This is a genomic window from Pseudomonas sp. FFPRI_1 (assembly GCF_055384485.1).
Genome location: NZ_AP029168.1, coordinates 2976211 through 2999671 on the forward strand (window position 1 = coordinate 2976211; position 23461 = coordinate 2999671).

General features: G+C 66.8%; 19 protein-coding genes and 1 riboswitch. Of the genes, 6 read left to right on the top strand and 13 right to left on the bottom strand.

All coding sequences use genetic code 11. The annotated features are described in order from the left end of the window. Nucleotides 1–39: 39 nt before the first annotated feature. From ACZ5BO_RS13270 to ACZ5BO_RS13285, 4 genes are all read left to right on the top strand, one after another. Nucleotides 40–708 (top strand): ABC transporter ATP-binding protein, encoded by a 669-nt coding sequence (locus tag ACZ5BO_RS13270; protein WP_464700292.1) that lies wholly within the window; start codon nt 40–42, stop codon nt 706–708. Then, nucleotides 708–3188 (top strand): ABC transporter permease, encoded by a 2481-nt coding sequence (locus ACZ5BO_RS13275; RefSeq protein ID WP_464700294.1) that lies wholly within the window; start codon nt 708–710, stop codon nt 3186–3188. The genes ACZ5BO_RS13270 and ACZ5BO_RS13275 overlap by 1 nt, the downstream gene beginning before the upstream one ends. Further along, nucleotides 3178–4263 carry a lipocalin-like domain-containing protein gene (locus tag ACZ5BO_RS13280; protein WP_464700296.1) on the top strand — a complete coding sequence of 362 codons (1086 nt, stop codon included), beginning with the start codon at nt 3178–3180 and terminating at the stop codon, nt 4261–4263. Before ACZ5BO_RS13275 ends, ACZ5BO_RS13280 begins: the two co-directional genes overlap by 11 nt. Before the next feature lie 113 nt (nt 4264–4376). Beyond that, nucleotides 4377–4964 carry a hypothetical protein gene (locus ACZ5BO_RS13285; RefSeq protein ID WP_025130638.1) on the top strand — a complete coding sequence of 196 codons (588 nt, stop codon included), beginning with the start codon at nt 4377–4379 and terminating at the stop codon, nt 4962–4964. Nucleotides 4965–5257: 293 nt separating this feature from the next. Here the strand turns inward: ACZ5BO_RS13285 and ACZ5BO_RS13290 are convergent, their stop codons facing one another. Further along, nucleotides 5258–5644: a hypothetical protein gene (locus ACZ5BO_RS13290; protein ID WP_464700298.1), complete on the bottom strand. Its 387-nt coding sequence runs from the start codon at nt 5642–5644 to the stop codon at nt 5258–5260. A 211-nt stretch (nt 5645–5855) separates the two neighbouring features. Between ACZ5BO_RS13290 and ACZ5BO_RS13295 the strand changes: the two genes are divergently transcribed. Then, the gene (locus ACZ5BO_RS13295; RefSeq protein WP_025130640.1) at nt 5856–6221 is read left to right on the top strand and encodes a hypothetical protein; all 366 of its coding nucleotides are present in this window, start codon (nt 5856–5858) and stop codon (nt 6219–6221) included. Between the two features lie 103 nt (nt 6222–6324). Here ACZ5BO_RS13295 and ACZ5BO_RS13300 read toward each other — a convergent pair whose 3' ends face one another. Beyond that, entirely contained in the window at nt 6325–7743 is a 1419-nt protein-coding gene (locus ACZ5BO_RS13300) for an FAD-binding oxidoreductase (RefSeq protein WP_464700300.1), read from the bottom strand. Between the two features lie 131 nt (nt 7744–7874). Beyond that, entirely contained in the window at nt 7875–9269 is a 1395-nt protein-coding gene (gene hglS / locus ACZ5BO_RS13305; protein WP_464700302.1) for a 2-oxoadipate dioxygenase/decarboxylase HglS, read from the bottom strand. Between the two features lie 275 nt (nt 9270–9544). Here hglS and ACZ5BO_RS13310 point away from each other — a divergent pair, with 275 nt between their 5' ends. Further along, nucleotides 9545–10627, top strand: a complete 1083-nt coding sequence (locus ACZ5BO_RS13310) for a diguanylate cyclase (protein WP_464700304.1) — start codon at nt 9545–9547, stop codon at nt 10625–10627. Nucleotides 10628–11587: 960 nt separating this feature from the next. On the opposite strand, the gene ACZ5BO_RS13315 is transcribed toward ACZ5BO_RS13310, so the two are convergent. The 10 genes from ACZ5BO_RS13315 to ACZ5BO_RS13360 all read right to left on the bottom strand — a co-directional run bounded on the left by ACZ5BO_RS13315 (nt 11588) and on the right by ACZ5BO_RS13360 (nt 23288). Further along, complete coding sequence (locus tag ACZ5BO_RS13315) at nt 11588–12502, bottom strand: ABC transporter substrate-binding protein (RefSeq protein ID WP_464700306.1); 915 nt, start codon at nt 12500–12502, stop codon at nt 11588–11590. Beyond that, nucleotides 12495–13247, bottom strand: a complete 753-nt coding sequence (locus ACZ5BO_RS13320; protein WP_025130645.1) for a (2Fe-2S) ferredoxin domain-containing protein — start codon at nt 13245–13247, stop codon at nt 12495–12497. The genes ACZ5BO_RS13315 and ACZ5BO_RS13320 overlap by 8 nt, the downstream gene beginning before the upstream one ends. 11 nt (nt 13248–13258) lie before the next feature. After that, a complete protein-coding gene (locus ACZ5BO_RS13325; RefSeq protein ID WP_464700309.1) occupies nt 13259–15235 on the bottom strand; it encodes a TonB-dependent receptor plug domain-containing protein in 1977 nt (658 codons plus the stop codon). A 98-nt stretch (nt 15236–15333) separates the two neighbouring features. Then, a riboswitch (cobalamin riboswitch) is annotated at nt 15334–15534 on the bottom strand. Between the two features lie 235 nt (nt 15535–15769). Further along, the gene (locus ACZ5BO_RS13330; protein WP_464700311.1) at nt 15770–16882 is read right to left on the bottom strand and encodes an arginine N-succinyltransferase; all 1113 of its coding nucleotides are present in this window, start codon (nt 16880–16882) and stop codon (nt 15770–15772) included. Between the two features lie 61 nt (nt 16883–16943). Further along, on the bottom strand, nt 16944–17960 hold the full coding sequence (locus tag ACZ5BO_RS13335; RefSeq protein ID WP_464700313.1) for an arginine N-succinyltransferase: 1017 nt from the start codon (nt 17958–17960) through the stop codon (nt 16944–16946). A 172-nt stretch (nt 17961–18132) separates the two neighbouring features. Next, nucleotides 18133–19482 carry an APC family permease gene (locus ACZ5BO_RS13340; protein WP_464700315.1) on the bottom strand — a complete coding sequence of 450 codons (1350 nt, stop codon included), beginning with the start codon at nt 19480–19482 and terminating at the stop codon, nt 18133–18135. A 216-nt stretch (nt 19483–19698) separates the two neighbouring features. Beyond that, nucleotides 19699–20451 (bottom strand): N-formylglutamate amidohydrolase, encoded by a 753-nt coding sequence (locus tag ACZ5BO_RS13345; protein WP_025130650.1) that lies wholly within the window; start codon nt 20449–20451, stop codon nt 19699–19701. After that, nucleotides 20435–21790, bottom strand: a complete 1356-nt coding sequence (locus ACZ5BO_RS13350; protein WP_029978607.1) for a type I glutamate--ammonia ligase — start codon at nt 21788–21790, stop codon at nt 20435–20437. Before ACZ5BO_RS13350 ends, ACZ5BO_RS13345 begins: the two co-directional genes overlap by 17 nt. After that, a complete protein-coding gene (locus ACZ5BO_RS13355) occupies nt 21787–22431 on the bottom strand; it encodes a cysteine hydrolase family protein (RefSeq protein WP_025130652.1) in 645 nt (214 codons plus the stop codon). The genes ACZ5BO_RS13350 and ACZ5BO_RS13355 overlap by 4 nt, the downstream gene beginning before the upstream one ends. 2 nt (nt 22432–22433) lie before the next feature. Next, entirely contained in the window at nt 22434–23288 is an 855-nt protein-coding gene (locus ACZ5BO_RS13360) for a MurR/RpiR family transcriptional regulator (RefSeq protein WP_025130653.1), read from the bottom strand. Nucleotides 23289–23461: the final 173 nt, after the last annotated feature.

The following is a 23461-nucleotide window of genomic DNA, read 5'->3' on the forward strand; positions in this document are numbered from 1 at the left end:
GTTATTCTTGAGGCCTTCTTCAGTCGGACGAGCCTGGCCATGCTGCACGTACAAGGAGTGTTCAAGAGCTACGCCACGCCCCAGGGGCCGCTGGCGGTGCTGCAGGGGGTCGACCTGCAGCTGGGGCAGGGCAGCAGCCTGGCGCTGATGGGCGAATCGGGCAGTGGCAAGAGCACCTTGCTGCACCTGGTGGCCGGCCTGGACAAGGTTGACCGCGGCAGTATCCGCATCGGCCAGCAGCAGCTGGAGCAGATGAGCGAACAGCAGTTGGCCAACTGGCGCCGTACCGAGGTGGGCCTGGTGTTCCAGCAGTTCAACCTGATCGGCAGCCTGCGGGTCGCAGACAACCTGGCCTTCCAGGCGCGGCTGGCAGGGCGTTTCGATCCTGTCTGGCAGGCGCAACTGGTGGAGCGCCTGGGGCTCGGTGAGCTGCTGCGGCGCTACCCCGAGCAGCTCTCCGGCGGCCAGCAGCAGCGGGTTGCCCTGGGCCGGGCCCTGGCGTCCAGGCCCGGGCTGTTGCTGGCGGACGAGCCCACCGGCAGCCTCGACGAAGCCACCAGTGACGAGGTCTTGCAGCTGTTGCTGGAGTTGCTGGCGGACAGCCCCACCAGCCTGCTGATGGTCACCCACAGCCAGCGCGTGGCCAGCCGCCTGCAACAGGTGGTGGTGCTGCAACGAGGCCGCCTGGCCGGATCGGGTGCGGCTTGATGGCGGTCATGGGCACCACGCTGCAGGCGCTGCTGAGCCACTGGCGCCAGCACCCGGTGCAGTTCTTCAGTGTGCTGACCGGACTGTGGCTGGCCACCAGCCTGCTGACCGGGGTCCTGGCCCTCAACAGCCAGGCTCGCGACAGCTATGCCCGGGCCAGCCAGTTGATCGGTGGCGAGCCCCAGGCCAGCCTGGCCCGTGCCGACGGGGCGAATTTTTCCCAGGCACTGTTCGTGACCTTGCGCCGCGCCGGCTGGCCGGTGTCGCCGGTGCTCCAGGGCCGGGTCCAGCTCAAAGAGCATGAGGATCAGCGCCTGCAACTGATGGGCATCGAGCCGCTGTCGCTGCCCACAGGTTCCGCGGTGGCCGGAGAGGCCCTGGGGTTGCAGCAGGTCATCGAGTTCTTCAGCCCGCCGGGGATGACCTGGGTGGCGCCGCAGACCCTGGCCAGCCTGGGCTGGCGAGCAGGGCAACAGCTTGAGGCAAGCAACGGCCAGCGCCTGCCGCCCTTGCAGGTGCGGGCGGACATGGCCCCGGGGCTGCTGTTGATGGACATCGGCTTTGCCCAGCAGGTGCTCGGCCTGCCCGGGCAGGTGACACGCCTGTTGCTGCCCAGGGACGTGGCTGCCGACGCGCCAGCCTTGCCCGAGCAACTGAACGGGCAACTGGTGCTGCAGCCGGGCGAGTCGCAGAACAACCTGGCGCGCCTGACCGAGAGCTTTCATTTGAATCTGGATGCCTTGGGTTTCCTGTCCTTCGTGGTGGGCCTGTTCATTGTCCATGCCGCCATCGGCCTGGCCCTGGAGCAGCGTCGCGGGCTGCTGCGCACCTTGCGCGCCTGTGGCGTCAGCGCGCGCATGCTGCTGGCCTGCCTGACCCTGGAACTGGGTGGGCTGGCGCTGCTGGGCGGGGTGGCGGGGGTGACCAGCGGCTACCTGCTGGCCGGGGTGCTGCTGCCGGATGTGGCCGCCAGCCTGCACGGGTTGTACGGCGCGCAAGTGGCCGGGCAGTTGCACCTGAGCCCCGGCTGGTGGCTCGGTGGAATCGGCCTCAGCCTGTTGGGCGCGCTGCTGGCCGGAGCGTCCAGCCTGTTGCGCGCGGCGCGTCTGCCGCTTCTGGCCCTGGCCAATCCCCAGGCCTGGCACCAGGCCCACGCTCGCTGGCTGCGGCGCCAGGGCTGGGTAGCGACGCTGGCCTTGCTGGTGGCCCTGGCGGCCTGGCAATTCGGAGATAGCCTGGCCAGCGGTTTTGTGCTGATGGCGGCCTTGCTGCTGGCCGCGGCCCTGGGCTTGCCGGTGCTGCTCAATGCACTGCTGGGGGCGTTGCTGGGGCGCAGCCGTGGGGTGCTGGGGCAGTGGTTCTTGGCGGACTGCCGGCAGCAGTTGCCGGCCCTGAGCCTGGCGCTGATGGCGTTGCTCCTGGCCCTGGCGGCGAACATCGGCGCCGGCAGCATGACCGCAGGCTTTCGCCAGACCTTCAACGACTGGCTGGAGCAGCGCCTGTCCGCCGAGCTCTACGTCAATCCGCAAAGCCCGGAGCAGGCCCGGCAGTTGCTGGACTGGCTGCCGCGCCAGCCCCAGGTGACGGCGGTGCTGCCCAGCTGGCAGGTGCCGATGCAGGTGCAGGGTTGGCCGGCAGACCTGTACGGGGTGATCGACCATCCGTTCTACCTTCAGCATTGGCCGTTGCTGGAAAGCCTCGGCGATGATCCCTGGCAGCAATTGGCGGCGGCGGACACGCTGATGCTCAGCGAGCAACTGGCCCGGCGCCTCAAGGTCCACCCGGGGGACCGGCTCAGCCTGCCGGTGCCGACGGGGCAATGGACGCCCCAGGTGGTGGCGATCTACGCCGACTACGGCAACCCCAAGGGCCACTTGCTGGTGAATGCCCGGCACCTGCTGGAGCATTGGCCGCAGCTGACCCCCAACCGGTTCAACCTGCGCCTGGAGCCGGGAGCCATGGTGCCGCTGCTCAGCACGCTGCAGCAGCATTTCCAGCTGGACGACAGCCGGATCATCGATCAGGCCCGGCTCAAGGGCTGGTCGCTGCAGGTCTTCGAACGCACCTTCGCCGCCACTGCGGCCCTCAACAGCCTGACCCTGGGCGTGTCCGGGGTGGCGCTGTTCATCAGCCTGCTGACCCAGAGCCAGAGCCGCCTGGGCCAGTTGGCGCCGCTCTGGGCCCTGGGCGTGGGGCGGCGCCAGTTGATGCTGCTGAACCTGGGGCAGACCTGGCTGCTGGCCTCGCTGACCCTGGTCCTGGCGCTGCCCCTGGGCATTCTCCTGGCCTGGTGCCTGGACAGCGTGATCAACGTCCAGGCCTTTGGCTGGCGCCTGCCGCTGCGGGTGTTCCCGGGGCAACTGCTGCAGCTGCTGGGGCTGGCATTGCTGGCGACCCTGCTGGCGTCGGCCTGGCCGCTGTGGCAGCTGCAGCGGGCGCAGCCGGCGGATCTGCTGAGGACCTTTGCCCATGAAGATTGAGCCCCTGTACCGCTGCTGCCTGGCCCTGGCGGCGCTGCTGCTCAGTGGCTGCGACCAGCCTGCCGAGGCGCCCCAGGGGTTCGCCGGGCTGGGCAACCAGGCCGCGACCTTCAGCCCGGTGGTGCCGGGGCGGGCGTTCAGCTTTCCTGCCGACCATGGCGCCCATGATGGGTTTCGCATCGAGTGGTGGTACCTCACCGCCGACTTGAGCGACGCCCAGGGCCGGCATTTCGGCGTGCAGTGGACGCTGTTTCGCAGCGCTCTGCGCGCCGCTCCCGAGCAACCGGGCTGGAGTGCGCCCCTGGTCTGGCTGGGGCATGCGGCGGCGACCTCCGCTACCCGCCACTACGCGGCCGAGCGCCATGCCCGGGGCGGTGTCGGGCAGGCCGGGGTGATTGCCCAGCCGTTCCAGGCGTGGATCGATGACTGGCAACTGCGCAGCCTGGCGCCGGGCCAGGATCCCCTGGCGCGAATGCAGGTGCAGGCCAGTGGCAAGGGCTTCGCCTATCAGCTGCAACTCACCAGCAGCCGGCCCCTGGTGCTCCAGGGCGAGGGTGGCTACAGCCGCAAGTCCGACCAGGGCCAGGCGTCCTATTACTACAGCCAGCCGTTCTTCCAGGCTTCAGGGCAGTTGCAGATCGATGGCCAGGACTATCAGGTCAGCGGGCCGGCCTGGCTCGACCGCGAGTGGAGCAGCCAGCCCCTGGCCGCCGGCCAGACCGGCTGGGACTGGTTTTCCCTGCACCTGGACAGTGGCGAGCGGCTGATGCTGTTCCGGGTCCGCGACAGCACGCAGGGGCCCTACATCACCGGCACCTGGATCGACGCCCAGGGCCAGGCCCGGAGCCTGAACCGCGAGCAGATCCAGTTGACCCCCCTGGCGTACAGCGAGGTGGCCGGGCGACGGATCCCCACGCGCTGGGGCCTGAAGATCCCGGACAAGGGCCTGGACATCACCACCCGCGCCCTGAACCCCCAGGCCTGGATGAACCTGAGCATTCCCTACTGGGAAGGGCCGGTGACACTGGGCGGCAGCCATACCGGCAGCGGTTATCTGGAAATGACCGGTTACTGAAGCACTGCGACCGGTGGGCGCAGCGGTCGGGTGCAGGCGCAGGGGTGGTCTATGCTCAGTCCCTTGACCTGAACCGTCGGACAGGTTTTTTCACCACTAAGGAAGGTAGAACCATGAAAACCCTCAATACCCTGACCCGCGCCATTGCCCTGGCCACTGTGCTCGGCGCCGCCAGCCTCAGCGCCCAGGCGGCGGATATCCCGCTGTCGGGAAGCATTGAAGCCGACCAACTGGTGACCAAGGTCATTTCGGTGGATGCCGCCAAGCACCAGGTGGTGCTCGAAGGTGCCGGGGGCAAGCCGGTGCATGTGCAACTCAGTGACCAGGCCAAGGACCTGGCCAACCTCAAGAGCGGCGACCAGGTCAAGGTCACCGTCACCCACTCGGTGGTCGCGATGCTGGACACCGATGTGCTCAAGGGCAAGCCCGACGCCAGTGAAACCAGCGGCGTGGTGCGTGCCACCGCAGACAATCCCAACCCCGGTGGCGCGGCGTACCGCCAGGTGCAATTGCAGCTGAAGATCAGCGCCATCGACCTGAAGAAAAACCAGCTGACCTTCGAAGGCCCGGCGGGCAACAAGAAGGTGGTGAGCGTGGAGAAGCCTGAGGTCCAGGAGCGTCTCAAGGACCTCAAGGTGGGCCAGAGCGTGCTGGTGACCTACACCGATATTCTGCAGGTCACCACGGCTCACGAGGGCTGACGGGGCAGGGCAGAATCGTTTCCAGGCCATGGATTTTGCGGATAGTGGCGCTGTTCAGTTTTATTCAGATTCTGTCCTCGGACTTTCCCATTCAGTTGCACTAGAATGCCAACCGTTCGCCCGGTGCAAGGGCTCTTTACCGGTGCAAGGATTGCCAAGGCCAGAGCACTGGGCGAACACCCTCCCTGGGTTGCATTGCGCGACCGTCACGCCTTGCCAACGGCGTTTTACTCCTTGTACTGAAGTCCTTCGTGGTTGTTTGCAGTGGATCGGCTGCCGCTCGACCTGAGCGCTCAGAGATCGATTGGCCGCAGGCTGACCTGACGCGCCCGCAGCTTGACGCACTGTGGCGTACACGCCGGGCCGCCCTGCAACGACAGCAGGATGATCGAGCGATCGACGGCCAGGGCCGCCGCCCCATCCGCTTCGACCTGCAGCAGCTGCCCGCTGACCTGCAACGCACCCCGCTGCCAGTGCAGGCGTGCCGGACCCTGGGCCGCCGCGCTGATGTTGGCATTCCAGTGGAATTCGTCCTCCAGGCTCAGCTCCACTTCATAGTCCTGTGCAACCTGGGGCAGGGGGCCCAGCCACTGGCCCCGGCCGTCGCCGCAGGCGCTGCTGAAACTGACCTGCAGAGGGTGTGGCGGGTCGAGGTGCAGCTCGGTCAGGGTGATACGCATGCCAGGATTTTCCGATGTGCAGGGGGAACAGGAGGGGCCATTTTGCCATTGACGCCAGGTCCCCGCAGCAGCCCCGGACAAGGCGCAAGGGCAGGCCATTGCCTGGCACGTGTGCAGCGGTTTTTATTGCGCAGCACCAGGGCCTTCAACAGAATGCGCGCTGGCCCCACCACCCTGGTCGCGGGCCATGGAATGCAGTGGAGATCCTGGAATGATCTGGTTCAAGCGTTTTCTCATGTCGGTGGGTGTCCTGGCGTTACTGGCACTTTCACTGGTGGTTGTCTTCATGGACTATTCCAATCCTGTGGTACCTGTGTTGCCCGAGCATCCTGCCGCTCACTGGCAAGGCGCTGCGGACGGTGGGCACTTTATCGAAATAACCCGTTCCGAGCCGCCTTACTACTTCGTTCAGGTTCGTTATGAAAGCGGCGACCTGTGGAGTGAAGGCTGGCTCAAATATGAGGGGGATAACGGCGTGGCCTTGAGTGCCAACGAAGTCATTGCCTTCGACGGAGACCGGGTTATCTACCTGCAACAGCGCAAAGTGCTCGCGGCGGATCAGCAACTGGCCCGATAAGCCAGGCCTCAGGGTATGCCGCCCCGGCCAGGCACAGCGTTCGCCGGCCGCCCCCGGCAGCAACGATTCTCCTGGCGCTGGCTCATGCTCGAAGGGAGGCGCCTTATGGCTGCGTCCCGTTCTCCCCGGCAGCAACCCCATACGCATCCCACAACTTATTGCGGAACTTGTTCTGCGGATCGACCCGGGCCTTCAACGCGAGAAACTCCCCGGCCCGTGGATAGGCGGCACGAAACTGCTGCGGCGTGGCGTGGATCTGGTAGGGCAGGTAATAGCTGCCGCCGTGCTTGATGGCGCTGTCCACCAGGGCGCGGGTCCACTGCCCGACTTCATTGCGCGCGGCTTGCGTGGTGCTCTGCTGGTAGTACAGCACCAGGGCGAAGACCTCGGTCTTGGCCCAGGCCAGCAGCGTGCCGGGGTCGGCCTTGGCGTGGCGGATCGACAGGTTGATCACGTTGACCTTGTGCGCCCGCAGGGTCGTGCCCATCTCCTGGATGAAGCTTTCCAACTGGTCGGGGGGCACGAAGTATTCCTGCAGCACGTAGGTGCGCTTGGCCCTGGAGTCGGGTTCCAGTTCGCGCACGTCGAGGCTGGCTTCGTGGTTGCGCCAGGACACTTGCGGCTTCTTCAGCACCAGAGGGTCGATCACCTCCTGGCGCAGGGTCTTGCCGCCGGGCCACTGGCTCACCACTTTCATGGCTTTGTGTTCTTTCCAGTAGTTCTGGTTCAGGGGCGTGAGGCGCTCCTGCACCGTGAGCGGCAGTTCGGTGCGGCGGTAGGAAACCGCGCGCAGGGTCTGGTACTGGTCGGGGTAGAGCACGGCGTTGTGCAGGATGACCTGCGGGTTGTGCTCGATCTGCGCGGCGAAGTAGTCGCGGTAGTCAGCCAGGGGCATTTCTTCGAAGGTGCGCAGCAAGCGCACGTTGTCGCTCAGGTGCAGGGTGGCTTCGACTATCACCCCCAGGCCGCCGTAGCCGCCGATGGCGCCGTAGAACAATTCGGCGTTGAGCTGCGGGCTGGCCTCCACCACTTGGCCGTCGGCCAGCACCAGCTTGATGGATTTCACCGAACTCACCAGCGGGCCGTAGCCAATGTAGCGGCCGTGGGCGTTGACGCTCAGGGCGCCGCCGACGGTGAAGTTGGCGTAGCTCTGCATGATGCTCACGGACAGGTCGTAAGGGTCGATGAAGTCTTGCAGGGCGCGCCAGGTAATGCCGGGCTGGAGCGTGATTTCCTTGCGCTCCCGGGAAAACCCGAGGATCTGCTTGAAGCTGCGCATGTCGATCTGCAGGGCGTGCTCGGTGGCGGTCTGGCCGCCCATGCTGTAGCGGCCACCGCCGATGGCGATGGGGCCGGAGTGGGTGGCGACGAGCTCGACGATCTCTTCCAGGGTTTTGGGGTGTGCCACCCGGTCGACCACGATGGGGTTGAGCTGGGTGATGTCGTTGACGGTTTCTGCGGCGTGGGTAGTGAGTGCGCCGCCGAGTGCCGCGCATAAAAACAGGCCGATCGCGAATCTCATTCGCCGTGTCCATCCCTGGTGGTGAGGCGCCGCGGAACCTGGCGCAAGTGGCGAGAGAATAACCCTCTCGCCAGCTCCTGAACATGGGGCGAGTTCACTGCATCGGCTGGCTGGCGGCGCCGGGGAGGGGACTACAGCGCGGGCAGGCCGAGGGTGGTGGCGCACTGCTGCAGGGAGCGTTGCTGGGCCTGGGCGTAGAGTTGCAGCTCATCCAGGGTGCTGCGGCCCAGGGCGGTTTCGAAGGCCTGGCGGTTGGACTGCCCGGCGTAGTGGCTCTGGCTGTCATCCCCCAGGTTGGATTGGAAGATCCCGGCGGCGCTGACCGGCAGGAAGTCCTCGTACACCAGGGGCTCGAAGCCCAGGTGCCCGGCGGCCAGCAGGGCCTCCAGGGAGCTGGGGCGCGCGGGTTCGGCACGGGCCGCAAGCCCCGCCTCGCTGACGAAGTAGCGGAAATAGGCCAGGCCCTGTTCATGCATGGCGGCGTGGCTGTCGGGAAACGCGTCGAAGTGCTCTTGCATCAACTGCTCGTAGCGCCGCGCATTGGCCTCGCTGGGGAAGTCCCCGAGGGCATCGCGGGCGGCGTTCAACAGCTGGTCGTAGAGCGCCCGCCCCTTGGGCGTGAGGGCCGCGCCGCGCTGTTCGATCTCGCCGAAGCGGGCACTGTGGCTGCCCTGGTTGTGCTCCTGGTCGACAAAGGCCACGGCTTCCTCCAGGGCCTTGAAGCTGGTCTGGCGCAGCAGGATCGGGCAGGCCCGGCGTGGCGGGCCTTCGATCACCGCCTTGGGGGTGATGCCGTGCGCAGGCATCAGCCGTTGCACGTCATCGATGTCCAGGGTGCGCGGGGTCAGGTGGTTGATGTGCGGGCCCTTGAATGCCACCACGTCGGCGATCAACCGGTGCTGGGCGCTCAGGGTGGCGTACTGGGCGGCGGTCACCGTGGCGTGGTGGTGCCAGCGGAAGGTCTCCAGGGCTTCCTGGATAAAGCACTGCGCGGCGTCCGCGTCGAGGCCGCCCTGGGCCTGAGCCTGGTCGATCAGCTCCAGTGCCTTGGGCGTGAAGATCGAACGTCGGGCCAGTACCTGTTCGGCAAATTGGCGCAGCTCGGGGTTGTCGATCAGTTCCAGGCGCAGCAGCGAGGTGAAGACCCGGAAGGGGCTGACCTGCAGGGCCTGTTCGTGCACCGCGCGAAAGGCCGTGGAGTGCACCGGCACCCCAGCCGGGGTCAGGTCGTAGTAGCCCACCGGCTGCATGCCCATCACCGCGAACAGCCGGGCCAGGGTCGCCAGTTCCTCGGCCGTGCCGACCCGGATCGCGCCGTGGCGCTCCAGGTCCAGGCGCTGCAGCTCACCGCTGTGCTGCAACTGCCGGGCAATGGCCGGCTGCTGTTCCAGGACCTGGGCATTGACCTGGGCCACCAGTTCCATCAGGGCGCCATAGAGGGGCACCTCCTCGCGGTACATGTCCGACATCGCCCGGGAAAATCCCTGGCGGATCAGGTCAGGACTGACGAAGCGCTGGTTGCTCATGGACAGGGTTCCCGTAGCAGTGGATCGAGGCGTGAGAGGAGCGGGTCGGTCTCGATTCTGCTGGGCCCGGGAGGGGCTGACAAACGAAAGTTCCTCTGAACTTCATTCTGCAAATGAATGCAGCGCAGGGGGCAGGGCGTTTCCGAGCAACGGTCGCGCGCAGAGGGCGCGGGGCACTTGCGGTGATGGCGCTTTGAATGAGGGCTGATAGACTTTCACCGGTTGATTTCTACCCATTCGATCCAACTTCTTTTCCAGCGCGGGACGGAGGCGACTTGGTTTCTGCGTCGTACACCGCAGGCAAGGGACTGTCACTGGCCAGGAGGCTCTACAAGTCACGAACCCTGGGCCTGGCCCTGGGGTTTCTCTGCGTTGGCGCGGGCATGCTGGCGCTGCAACCGGCCCCCTGGGTCTGGGGCCTGATGCTGTTCAATGCCTTCGCCTGGCCGCACCTGGCCTACCAATGGGCGCGTCTGGCGCGGGTGCCGTTTCGCGCCGAGCACCGCAACCTGCTGCTGGACTCGCTGATGGGGGGCTTCTGGGTGGCGGCCATGCACTTCAACCCGCTGCCGACCACCACCACCCTGGGCATGATGGCGATGCACAACATGGCGCTGGGCGGGGTGCGCTTCTTTTTCGCCGGCTGCGCGGCCCAGGCTCTGGGCATCGCTATCGCCCTGTGGCTGTTCGGCGTGTCATTCGTGACCCAGAGCAGCCCGATGCAGGTGTATGCCTGCCTGCCGATGCTGACCCTGTACCCGCTGTCCCTGGGCTATATCTGCTACCAGCAGGCGGTGACCCTGGGCCGGCACAAGCGCGAGCTGCTGGCCCTGAGCCGCACCGACAGCCTGACCGGGCTGCTCAACCACGGGGCCTGGAAGGATCAGCTGGAGATCGAGTTCCAGCGTTGCCGGCGCCAGGCCCAGGGCGGCGCCATTGCCCTGATCGACATCGATCACTTCAAGGCCATCAACGACACCTACGGCCATGTGGCCGGCGACGTGGTGCTGCGCCAGCTGAGCAGGATCCTCAGGCAGAACCTGCGGGCCAGCGATCAGGCCGGACGCTACGGTGGCGACGAGTTCTGCGTGATCCTGCCAGACGTGCCCCTGGAGCATGCCGCCGAACTGATGGAAGCCCTGCGCGGGCGTTTCGGCGCCCTGGGCTACGAGCAGAGTCCGGCGTTGCAGGTCAGCCTGAGCATCGGCCTGGCGGCGTTCAATCCCGAGCACGGGGACGCCATGGGCTGGCTGAACGACGCCGACCAGGCGCTGTACGCGGCCAAGACCGGCGGCCGCAACAACGTCACCTGCCATCCGCCGGAGTCGCCTTCGCGCCGAGTGTTGAACCCTCTGTAAGGCCTGCCCCTTGCCGGTGAAGGCATCTGTGAGGGGGGCCGTGGGATTGGCGGTGCTCCCTTCGCCGGCAAGCCGGCTCCTACGGACGGTGTGGTGGGTAGGAGCGGGCTTGCCCGCGAAGGCGTCGGTAGGGACGCCGTGGGATTGGCGGTGTTCCCTTCGCCGGCAAGCCGGCTCCTACGGACGGTGTGGTGGGTAGGAGCGGGCTTGCCCGCGAAGGCGTCGGGAGGGACGCCGTGGGATTGGCGGTGTTCCGTTCGCCGGCAAGCCGGCTCCTACAGACGGTGTGGTGGGTAGGAGCGGGCTTGCCCGCGAAAGCGTCGGTAGGGACGCCGCGGGATTGGCGGTGTTCCCTTCGCCGGCAAGCCGGCTCCTACGGACGGTGTGGTGGGTAGGAGCGGGCTTGCCCGCGAAAGCGTCGGGAGGGATGCCGCGGGATTGGCGGTGTTCCCTTCGCCGGCAAGCCGGCTCCTACGGACGGTGTGGTGGGTAGGAGCGGGCTTGCCCGCGAAGGCGTCGGGAGGGATGCCGTGGGGTTGGCGGTGTTCCGTTCGCCCGCAAGCCGGCTCCTACGGACGGTGTGGTGGGTAGGAGCGGGCTTGCCCGCGAAGGCGTCGGGAGGGATGCCGTGGGATTGGCGGTGTTCCCTTCGCCGGCAAGCCGGCTCCTACGGACGGTGTGGTGGGTAGGAGCGGGCTTGCCCGCGAAGGCGTCGGGAGGGATGCCGTGGATTGGCGGTGTTCCGTTCGCCGGCAAGCCGGCTCCTACGGACGGTGTGGTGGGTAGGAGCGGGCTTGCCCGCGAAAGCGTCGGGAGGGATGCCGTGGGATTGGCGGTGTTCCGTTCGCCGGCAAGCCGGCTCCTACGGACGGTGTGGTGGGTAGGAGCGGGCTTGCCCGCGAAGGCGTCGGGAGGGATGCCGTGGGATTGGCGGTGTTCCCTTCGCCGGCAAGCCGGCTCCTACAGGGCGGGGTGCAGGCGTCGGGCCAGTTCCAGGGCGGTGCGGCCGCTGGCGATGCCCGGCACCAGTTGGGTGAAGGGGATGTCGATCAGCCGCTCCTCGCGCACTGCCCGCAGCCGCGACAGCACCGGGTCAGTGTGCAGCAATTGGCGCTTGCGTGTGGCCGGCGACCATAGGGCGTCGGCCAGCAGCAGTACGTCGGGGTCCCTGACCAACAGCGTCTCGCTGTCCACCACGAGGCGGGGGCGGTCGAGGTCGGCGAAGCGGTTGCGCGCGCCGGCGGCTTGCAGCAGCACCCCGACAAAGCCCCGCTGGCCCTGGCTGGCGAGGCCATTGACCTCACTGTCGAGGTAGAACACCGAGGGTGCCGTGCGGCCCTGGTAGAGGGTTGCCGCCGCGGCAAGGTCGGCATCCATCTGGGCGATCAGTTGCCGCGCGCGGTCTTCCTGGTGCAGCAAGCGGCCCAGGGTCGACAGGTCGCGGCGGATATGCCCGAAGTAATCCTGGTCATGCCCGGCGCAGGCCGACTCCAGCAGGTAGCTGCCGACGCCGATGGCCCCCAGGCGTTCCCGGGAGCTGAAGTTGTCGGGAAAGGCCGAGGCAAAACCGCCCACCACCAGATCCGGCTTCAAGCTGTAGAGCACCTCGGCCGAGGGGTACTGGCGTGAGATCACCGGCACCCCGTGGTACTGGCCCTGGCGCTGGGCCTGGCCATCGTCGTCGAGGTAGGCGACGCCGATCATCGAAGGGCCGGCGCCCAGGGCCAGCAGCAGGTCGGCGCTGTGCTGGTTGAGGGCGACGATGCGCTGCGGTGGCCGCTCGAGGTGCCAGCTCCGGCCACAGTTCTCATAGCTGTCCGCCAGGGCCGGCAGGCAGGCCAGCCAGAACAGGGCGCCGAGTATCGGTCTAGGCATCCGCAGCCCCGGCGTAGGGGGACGGGATCAGCAGGTCCGACACGGCTTCACCCTCCCGCAGATGGCCCTGCACCAGGCGCAGTACCTGGCTGTCGTCACTGACCCGGTACCAGCAGCCGTCGGGGTGCACGGTCAGCACCGGCCCGAGGTTGCAGGGGAACTGGCAAGCGGTGCGGGTCAGCAGCACGCCGCCGGGTTTCTCCATGAGATCCAGGCGCAGCAGTTCGCGGCGCAGCGTCTTCCACAGCGCCAGTGCACCGCGTCGCACGCAGCGCGGGCCGGTGCAGAGAAACACCTGGCGGGCATGGGGCGGCACCCGGGACCAGTCCGGGTCGCTGGCCACCGCATTGACGTTGTCGCACGGCAGGTGCCGCTCGCGCTGGCCGATGCTGGCCCAGGCCTGGGCCGCGTCCAGCCCGCGACGCCCCAGGGCCTGGGCGGTGACCCACAGCTTGGGCGCCTGGGGGTGGGCCTGGGCCAGGCGCCCCAGTTCATCGCGCAGCCAGTCCAGGTAGGCGCTGTCGGACGTGGGTTCCAGGTCCACCACCAGCAGCGCTGCGCCGTTCCCGGGCAAGGGTTCGTCCAGGGCCGCCCAGAGGCTGTCGAAGCCGTCCAGGGTGTCGATCACCCGCGGGGCTTCGCCCTCGCCGCACAGGGCCTTGAGCGCCTTGCGAAAAGCCTCGCCCAAGGCCCCGCCTTGCAGGCCGGGGCCGACGAACAGCACCCGTTGATAGTCTTCATGCATGTCGGTCGGCCTCAGAAGCGGTAGGTGTAGCGCACTTCGGTGGTGAAGGGGCGCCCGAGGTTGTCCACCGCCGGCGAGGTGCTGGTCATGCTGGTGGCGTAGTCGCGGTCCAGCAGGTTCTCCACCAGCAGGCTCAGGCGATGTCGCTGGGGGCCATCGAGGTAGCGGTAGGCGTCGGCATCCACCACCGAGTAGTGGCCGTAGTCGACCTTCTTTGGGCTGTCGATCTGGCCGATGTAGCGGATCGCGCCGCCCACGCCCCACATCCGGTCCAGCGACTCGAAGCCCAGGCGCGAACGGGCGAAGAAACCGGGGATGTTGCTCAAGGTCACGCCGTTGCGCGACTCCACCAGGTTGCGGGTCAGGTCCGCCGAGAGGTTCCACTGCGGGCTGAACTGCCAGCGTCCGTCGGCTTCGATACCGCGGACCCTGACCTGTGCCTCGCCGTTGACGAAGTGGATCCCATCGAGGGCAATCAAGTCATCGATCTTGCGCCGGTAGGCGGTGACGCTGGCGTTGAACTCACCGGCCAGCAGGCTGCCCTTGTAGTCCAGGCCCAGCTCGGCATTGACGCTCTTTTCCGGCTTGAGGTCGGGGTTGCCCTTTTCGTCGTCCTCGTTGGCGTAGAGTTGCTCGGCGTTGGGCAGCTTGAAGGCGCTGCCGTACTGGCCGCGCAGTTGCCAGTTAGCGTTGAGCTCATACAACGACGTGAGCATGCCCACCGTGGCGCTCTCGCCGCCGCTGATCTTCTCGTGGCGCACGCCGAGGCTCGGGTGCCAGTCGGGCAGGGCCTCGAACACCGGGCGCAGCTGGGTGTACAGGGCGCTGGCCCGGGCCTGTTTGTCGTCGATCTTGAGCACATCGTCCTGGCCCTTGAACCACTGGTTGTCGCTGCCGAACACCAGGACGTGGCCGCCGTCCAGTTCGGCCTTGCCCTCGGCCTGCAGGCCCCAGTCGGTGAAGCCCCAGTAGTCGTTGTGGTTGATCACCTTGGTGGCGCCGGTCTCGGTGCTGTTGATCCGCGTGTAGCGGGTGTCCCAGTCGTTGACATGGCCCTTGACGAAGTAGCTGAAGCGTTCGTCCAGGCGCTGTTCGAAGGTCGCGGTGGCGATCTGCTGGATACGGTCGTTGGTGGTCTTCTTGTTGTTCACCGCCCGCGCGAAATCCAGGTTGGCATCGCTGTACTGGTAGAACAGTTCCAGGCGCGAGTCGTCGGCAAAACCCTGGATCGCCTTGGCGCCGAAGGTGCTCACCTCATAGGCGCGTTTCTTGTCCCGGGTGCTGGCGCTGTAGGCGCTGTTGCGAAACGGCTGGTAGCCATCGGAGACGTTGTGGCTGACATAGGCCAAGAGGCCCAGGTCGCCGAAGCCGTTGCTGACGATCCGTTCCACCCGGGCATCGCCGCTCCTGCCCATGAAGCTGTCCAGGCCCAGGTTGACCTCGCCCGAGGCTTCGCGGGTTTGCGGGCTGCGGGTGACGATGTTGATCACCCCGGCCACCGCCTGGGTGCCGAACAGCAGGCTCTGGCCGCCCTTGAGCACTTCGATGCGCTCGATGGCGTTGGCCGGCAGGGTGTCCAGGTACAGGCCGCCGTACAGGCGGTTGTTCAGGCGCACGCCGTCCAGCAGGATCAGGGTGTCGTCGTTGCGTCCGCCCAGCAGCGAGTAGGTGCCGTAGTCGAAGGGGCCGTTCTTGGGCGCCACGTACAGGCCCGGCACGTACATCTGCAGGACCCGGGTGATGTCGCTGCTGGGGCCGGCTCGCTCGATCTGCTGGCGCTCGATGATCTGCACCTTGCTGCCGAATTTCGCCATTTCGGCGACGGTGGTGGACTCCACCGATGGCGCGGAAACAAATTGCTGTTCAAGTCTGAGGGGACCGTCATCGGCCAGGAGCAGGGGGCTGAACAGGCAGCCGAGCAAGGCGCCACTCAGGGAGTGGCCAGGGGTGCGCCAGGTGCGCACAAGGGACGTATCGATTGTGGTCATTCTTGGTCTTCTCGAAGGTGACTTCGGGAAGCATGCAGGAGAAGGTATCGGCCACGCGCACGAGACCATACCGGCCCATGCCCGCCCACCGCAGGATTGCCAAACACAGGCTTCAGGCCGGTCTCCGGGCTCACGAGGCTCGCTGCATTCGCCTTCCCATACCCAAGTACAGTGGCCTGTTGAATGCAGCACTCGCTTACCGTTGCGGGGGCAGCACCGGACTTGCCGCAAAGGGCTCACCGGTTTCCCGTTTCACTTCATGCACGGCGGCATGAGGCACCTGAAACTGGGCGGCATCTGAACATTGCGCCACAGCTTCGTCAACGTTGCACTTGCATGCAGGTGTTGCCGGGGGCCGGGGATGAACGCCGGTCGGCTGCAAGCCGCTGTGGCTGGGGCTGGCGGATTGCGGCCGTGGCAATCCGGCGGCGCGCCTCGCGGAGCGGCTGCCCGGGTGACGCGGCGCCATGGCCCGTGAGAGCGCCGGGGTTGTTGGGCGCAGCCTGTGTCTGCGAGCGTGGTTCGAGCCCGGGGCTAGAGCAATGCCGGATCCTGGACCAGGGCCGCGTTGCGGGTGGTCCAGCCTCTGGTGGCTGGCGTCAGGTGGAGCTGCGCCTGGGTCGCTTGGCGCGCAGGGCAGGCCAGCAGCGAAACCGCCCGCACCGTGTCCCCCGGTTGCAGTTGCAGGCGCTTGGCGGTCAGGCGGTCCACCAGCAGGCTGCCGGAGACCAGGCGCCCGGGGGCGGCGGTGATGCGGCAGTTTTCCAGGCGCCGGTTGTGAATCAGCCAGATCGGCGCCTGGTCGTCCGGGCTGCCTACCCGCAGGGGCAGGACCTGGCTTTCCCGCACGCTGCGGACCTTGGCCACTTCGGCTTCGATCAGCGGCCCGCCGTCGAAAATGTCGATGCAGCCCTGATGGCTGAAACCTTCGTCACGCAGGATGTTCAGGGCCTGCTCGGTGCTGGCGTGGGCCTGGCCGATGGCGGCCTGGGCCTGGGGGCTGAGCAGGCAGGTGTAGAGCGGCTGGCGCGGCATCAGTTCGGCGATGAACGACTTGCTGCCCAGGCTCGACAGGCGACTGGCCTGCTGGAAACCCATCTTGAAGAAGTGCCGGCCCAGGCTGTCCCAGAACGGCGAGCGGCCCTGGTCATCGAGCTGGCCGCGCAGTTCGGCCACCAGTTTGTCGCCGAACAAGCCAGGGTACTCGGCGACGAACAGCAAGCGCGCAGTGGACAGCAGGCGGCCGGTGTAGCCCTGGCGCTGGTCGCGCCGCAGGTACAGCGAGCAGAGCTGGGATTGCCCGGTCATCTCGTTGCACAGGAACAGGGTCGGGATCTGTTTCTCGATGCCCAGCTCCGGGGCACTGCCATGGGTGGTGCCGACCCGGTAGTTGTAGCAGGGTTCGCGCAGGCCGATGGCGCCGCTCAGGCCACAGACCCCGATCACCTGCTGCTCGTCGTCCTCCATCACGAACAGGTAGTCGGCGTCGGCCCGCTCCACCTGGCCGGCAAACGCCCGTTGCGCCCAGCGCAGCCGATGGGCCAGGTGCTCGGGCTCGGAGGAGAGGTTGTTCAGCTCGCGACAGCTGCCTTCCAGCAGGTTCAGGACCGCCGGCAGATCGGTGAGGCGGATCGGACGCACGATCATCGAACAACTCCTTGTCGCGTTCCCGGGCAGTGGCGACGCCGGGACGGTAGTGACCCGCGGTTCACAGGGCAACGCCCCGCACCGCTTCGCCCGGGGTCAGTTGCAGGGCCTGCAGCATCGATGCATCCAGGCCGACCACATCGCCGGGGGCTTCGTCGAGGGGGGCGACGATGGCACGAAACCCCTGCAACCGGTCATTGCTCAGCAACCAGTGCCGGCCCTGGCCACTCTGGGGGCTCAGGTGGCAGATCGCGACGCGGCTCTGGATGATCGAGCGTAGCTGGTTATTGCGCGCCTGCAGGGTCGGTCCGGCATCGAACAGGTCGACATACTGGGTCGGCGCAAACCCCTCGTCGACCAGGATGTCGCAGGCTTCCCGGGCATCGGGGTGAATCCGGCCGATGCAGTCCTGGGCCGGTTGCGCCAGCATCGGGATATACAGCGGGTACTGGGGCATCAGTTCGGCGAGAAAGCCACGGCCCTGCAAGGCGCACAGGCGTTCGGCCTCGACATAGGGCAGGTCGAAGAAGTGCTGGCCCACGGCTGCCCAGAACGGCGACTCGCCGGTGTCGTTGCTGTAGCCGACGATCTCGCTGATGCAGCTGTCGGCGAAGCGTTGGGGGTGGGCGGCGATGAACAGCAGGCGCGCCCGCGAGGTCAGTTGGGCCAGGGGCGTGCCCTCCAGCTCCGGGTCCACGTGGAAGCTGCGCAGCAGGGTCTGCTCGCTGAGGTCCTGGCACAGCGACAGGGTCGGCACCCCGTGCTGGATGTTCAGTTCCCGGGAGCTGCTGATGAAGGGTCGGTTGCGCAGGCTGTAGAAGGGGCTGGAGAACCCCGCGGTGGCGAGGATGTCCGAGCAGCCGCGCAGTTGGCCGCTGTGCGGGTCCTCGAGCACCAGGAAATAGTTTTCCGGGCCCTGGCTGGCCTCGGTCTTGGCAAAGGAGGCCTCGGAATCGAGGATCTTCTCTCGCAGGTAGGCTTCGTCGTCCACCAGCGAAGTCACGCCCAGCAGGCGTTCGCGGGCCAGACGCCGCAGTTGGGGCAAATCGGATAACGCCACGGGACGCAAGGCCAGCATGGGTGTACTCCTGTATCGAGGGCCGCTTTGCCCTTGGAGGCAAAGCGGCCAGACATCACTGTCGGTGACCACGCAGTTCCACGGCCGCGGCATCCTGCGGCCTGTTCCCGGGGCGGCTCTTGCTGGCCGCTTCCGGGGTGGCGCGGCGCCGTCGGGCGCCGCGCGGGTGCGACTATTGCTTGAGCGGATCGGGCAGGGCGCCGCCGCTGCCCAGCTTGTTCAGCAGGAACAGGTAGACCAGCCCGGCGAGAATCCAGATGGCCCCGAGTTTCTGCGCGTCCACGCCCATGTTGTACATGATGGCGCTGACGATCACGAAGCCGATCACCGGGCAGATCAGGTGACGCACCACCTGGCCGGATTTCTGCCGGCGCCAGTAGAAGTTGATCACGGTGATGTGCAGCAGCATAAAGCCGCTCAGGGCGCCGAAGTTGACCAGTGAGGTCAGGGTGTCCACCGAGTTGATGAACAGGTAGCAGATCAGCAGCGACAGCACCGCCACCAGGTAGATGCTGATGTGCGGGGTGTTGTGCTTGGGGTGGACCTTGGCCAGCACCTTGGGCAGCTTGCCGTCACGGGCCATGCCGAACAGCAGGCGCGACACCGCGGCCTGCGAGGTGATGGCCACCGCCACGCCCCAGGCCAGTGCCGTGGCCACCCCGGTGAGGGTTGCCAGCCAGCTGCCGGCGGCCAGTTCGGCGATCTCGTAGAAGGCGGTGTCGGCGGACTTGAAGCCCATGCCGGCGGCCAGGTCAGTGGCGATCCAGGTCTGCACCACGAAGATCGCGCCCATCACCACCAGGGTGATCAGCGCGGCGCGGCCGACGCTGCGGCCCGGGTCGCCCTTGACCTCTTCGGCGAGCGTGGAGATGGCATCGAAGCCGAGGAACGACAGCACCGCGATCGACACACCCTGCATCAGCATGCCGAAGTGGAAATTTTCCGGGCTGTACAGCGGCGCCAGGGTCAGTTGGCCGTTGCCGGCGCCACCGTGCAGGGCATTCCAGGCGTAGAACAGGAAGATCCCCAGGACCACCAGTTGCGCCAGCAGGAACAGGATGTTCATCCGCGCGGTGAAGGTGATGCCCCTCAGGTTGACGAAGGTCGCGCTGACCAGGAACGCCAGGATGAAACCGACCTTGGGCACTTCCGGGTACAGGTGGTTGAGGGCCATGGCCGCGTAGACATAGAGCAGCGGCGGAATCAGCAGGTAGTCGAGGAGCATCAGCCAGCCGGCGAGAAAACCGACATGGGGGTTGAGGCCGCGCTGGGCATAGGAATAGACCGAACCGGCGATGGGGAAGGCCCGGGCCATGGCGCCATAGCTCAGGGCGGTGAAGACCATCGCCACCATGCCGATGATGTAGGCCAGGGGCACCATGCCCGGGGCTTCCTGGTTGACGTAGCCGTAGACCCCGAACGGGGCGATGGGGATCATGAAAATCATCCCGTAGACCACCAGGTCACGCAGGCTCAGCCCACGCTTGAGTTCCTGTTTGTAGCCGAATTCTTCAATCTCCATGAAGCCGTTCTCCTTGAGCCTGTGTTAGTGGGTAAAGGCGTGGCCTTGGGGGTCGTCATTGACACCGCGGGCCGCGCTTTCGTGTTTGAACCTGGCAGGGTTTAAAGACACACCACAGCGGTTTTTCTAGTTGTTGTACCGGTCCTGCAAACAGCTTTTCTGGCGCGCCGGGTGAGTCCTTCGGGGCGCGCCGGTGAAACCTTCCTGCACCAGCGGCTACAGCAGCGGCGCCAGTGTATCGCTCCAGTGCTGCACCGCCTCCTGGGTGCGCAGCAGATCGTTGCGTACCTCGATCAGCACCGACGCCAGGCCACGGGCATCACCGTGCACCGGCACGGTCATGTCGCTCAGCGGGTCGATCTCGTAGGGCTGGTTGCCGGCGACCTTGATCGGCAGGCTCCACAGCCCTTCGAGGATTCGCGCCGCGTAGTCGGTGGCGCTGCCATACAGCACGCCGACCTCCAGCGAACGCGGCTGGCCGTAGTAGATCGGGGTGAAGCTGTGGATCCCCACCACCCGCACTTCGCGGCCCTGGGCCAGGCGCCGGTCGATGATGCGTTGCAGGCGCTGGTGGAACGGGGTGAACAGCTGCTGGCGGCGGTACTCGCGGGTGGCCTCGTCCAGTTGCTGGTTGCCCGGCACCTGATAGATCTCGCTTTGCAGCGGGATGCTGTCGGGGGCATGCCGCGGGCGGTTGAGGTCGATCAGCAGGCGCGAGTAGTTGGCCGCGATCAGCGTCGCGCCCAGGGCCTGGGACAGGCTTTGGGCCAGTTCCAGGGCGCCCGGGTCCCAGGCGATGTGCTCGCGCGCCGCCACCGGGTCCAGGCCCAGGTCGTGCAGGGCCGGAGGAATGTAGTGGCTGGCGTGTTCGCACACCAGAATCAGCGGATGCTCGGAGTCTTCCCGGAACAGGCGATAGGCCGGCTCGGAATACAACCCCAGCTCGGCGGATTTAGTACAGGTGTCCATAGTGCTCACAGAGTTGGGCAGCGTTCAGGTGTTGGGTCAGGGACACTTCCTTTTGTTTGACGGCGAAATAAGTGGCCAGCAGCGCTGCTGGCAAGAGCTGCAGCAACTCCGTGTTGCTGCGCAGGCATTCCAGGGCCTGGGGCAGGGTCCCGGGCAGCGGCACGATGCCGCTGGCCCGGCGCTGTTCGGCGCTGAGCTCATCGGGGACCTTGTCGGTCACCGCGTTGAGCGCCAGCTTCTGCTCGATGCCCAGGCGTCCGGCCATCAGGATCACCGCCATGGCCAGGTGCGGCGAGGCGGTGGCGTCCAGGGCGCGGAACTCCAGGTTGTACTGCGGCGCCGCGGGCTTGCCGCCGATGGTCACGGTGGGGCAGATGCGCAGCGAGGCTTCGCGGTTGCGCAGGCCCAGGCACGCGTAGGAGGCGCTCCAGTGATGGGGCTGCAGGCGCTGGTAGGAGATCGGCGTCGGCGCGGTGAAGGCGCACAGCGCCGGCAGGTGCTTGAGCACCCCGGCGGCCCAGTGCTGGCCGAGGTTCGACAGGTCGTCGCCGCTCACCGCGTGGGCGTCGTAGAGCAGCGGTTCGCCTTCCAGGTCCTGCAGGCTCAGGTGCAGGTGCACGCCGTTGCACACTGCGTTCTCGGCGGTCTTGGGCGCGAAGCTGACCCGGTGCCCGGCTTGCCGGGCGATTTCCCGGGTGATCTCGCGCACGTTCACCGCCCGATCGGCGGCGGCCAGGCCCTGGGTCGGCCGGCAGGTGATTTCGTACTGCTGCTTGCCGTACTCGGGGAGGAACATTTCCGGCTCGACCCCGGCGGCCCGCAAGGCGGCCAGCAGCCAGCCACCGAAGGCCGCGCCCTGGCGCTGGGCCTCCAGGGAAAAGGCCAGGTGTTCGGTTGGCTGGCTGCCGCTGTCGAGGTTGAATTCGTGTTCGAAGGCCGCAGTGACCTGGATCCCCAGCTCGCGGTAGCGCTCCACCTCGGCGCGCAGCAAGGTGCGCGGGCAGGCGGCCCAGGGCTGGCCATCGGTCTCGCAGATATCGGCGTGGATGAAGTCCAGCGCTGGCGCCGAGGCATCCGGGCCCGCGCCGACACTGACCCGGCTGTCGAGGTCGGGGATCAGCCGCAGGTCGCCATAGGCCCCCCAGGGGTTGTCCTCGGCGATCAGGTCCTGGGGGGTCAGGGCACTGTTGGCCGGCACCCAGCCGCAGCCGCCGAGCCGATAGCGCTCCAGCTCATCACTGGGAAACGAGCGCCCGCGGGTCACCCCGATCAGGTCGGTGGTGACGATGCTGGTCATCGCCACCGGTGTCAGGGCCTCGATGCCCTGGCCGCGGCTCACCCGCGGATCTCCCGCAGGCGGCCGAGCACGGTGGCGGTGTCGGTGATCCAGCAGTAACCCTTGATGGCGTTGAGGCAGGCCTGGTGCCGGGTGTCGCCGTAGGTGGCGCAGGCATCTTCCACCAGGGTCACCAGGTAGCCCCGGTCGGCGGCGTCGCGCACCGCCATGTCCACGCACTGGTCGGTGACTATCCCGGCAATGATCAGGTGACGGGTTTCCAGGTTGCGCAGCACGTAGTCGATGTTGGTGGAGTTGAACACCCCTGACGAGGTCTTGGGCAGCACGATCTCGTTTTCCACCGGCGTCAGCTCATCGATGATCGCCGCCTGGGGGCTGCCCTTGGGCAAATGCATGTCCGACAGCTTGTGGTCCAGGGAGCGGTCGCGGCCGTCGGCGGTGAGGCTTTCGATCAGGGTGTGCAGCACGTTCTGCCGGGCTTCACGCACCGCCGCCAGGAGCTTTTGCTGATTGGGAATCACCACCTCCCGGGCGCGCTTGAGAAATGCCTCGCCCTCGGGGCCTTGCAGGTGCGGGTCGAACTGCGGTTCGAGCCAGGCGCGCTGCATGTCCACCAGCAGCAGCGCGGTGTGATCGACGACGAAGGGCAAGTCCCGGGGCGAACGATGGGGCAGGCTGAACATCCTTATTTTTCCTCCAGCACGTGGGTAGCGAATTCCGCCCGCAGGGCATCGACACCCTCCAGGCGCTGATCAAGATGGGTACTGCGCGGGGTCAGGCAGGCAATCAATGCCTCGACCTGGGCCAGCGCCGGCACCAGGGTGTCGAATGGCGACAGGGATTCCACCGGGGCACTGATGATCAGGTCCGCCAGTTCCCGCAGCGGCGAGGCGTAGATATCGGTGAACAGCACCACCCGGGCATTGCGCGCCTTGACGGCGCTGGCCACCCGCAGGGCCTGGGACTGATAGCGGCGGTAGTCGAACAGCAGCACCACGTCCTGGCGTTGCACATCGAACAGGCGGTCCGGCAGTTGCGCGTTGTCTTCAAGGAAGAAACAGCCCGGGCGCATCAGCCGCAGGTGGTTAAGCAGGTAATGGGCGAGGAAGCTGCTGAAACGTCCGCCGAAGCAGTAGAGCTGATGGCGGCTGTCGAGCAGCCAGTCCATGAGCACGCGGATGTCTTCGGGCTGGGTCAGGGCCTGGGTGTCTTGCAGTGCGCGCTGGCTGTCGGCCAGGTAGCGGCCCCAGGTGTCGCCCTGGGCCACTTGGGCGCGGGGGTGCAACAGGGTGCTGGGGGACCGCAGGCGGTCGTCCATGTCACTGAGCAGGGCTTCCTGGAATTCGCCGTAGCCGCTGAACCCGAGCTTTTTCACCAGGCGGACGATGGTCGGGTCGCTGACCCCGGCGTGTTCTGCCAGGCGTGACATCGGGCCCAGGCCATTGCGTGGGTAATGGTCGAGCAGGGCGCGCACCACCTTGCGCTCGGAGGGCGTGAGCTCGAGGGCGGGGTCGGTGATCAGGTCTCGTAGAGAGGGCATCGGGGCGCCTTGGACACGGGATGTCGTTTTTATTTCATAAAATGTCTAAATGATATTTATGTAATGGATGCTACATGTCTAGTGAATTTTGCATTAGTGGCGAAATGCCTTGAGGTGGGGGCGTTTTTTGGCGGGAAAGGGGGGGGGTAGAAGGTGTAGCGCGGGACTTGTGT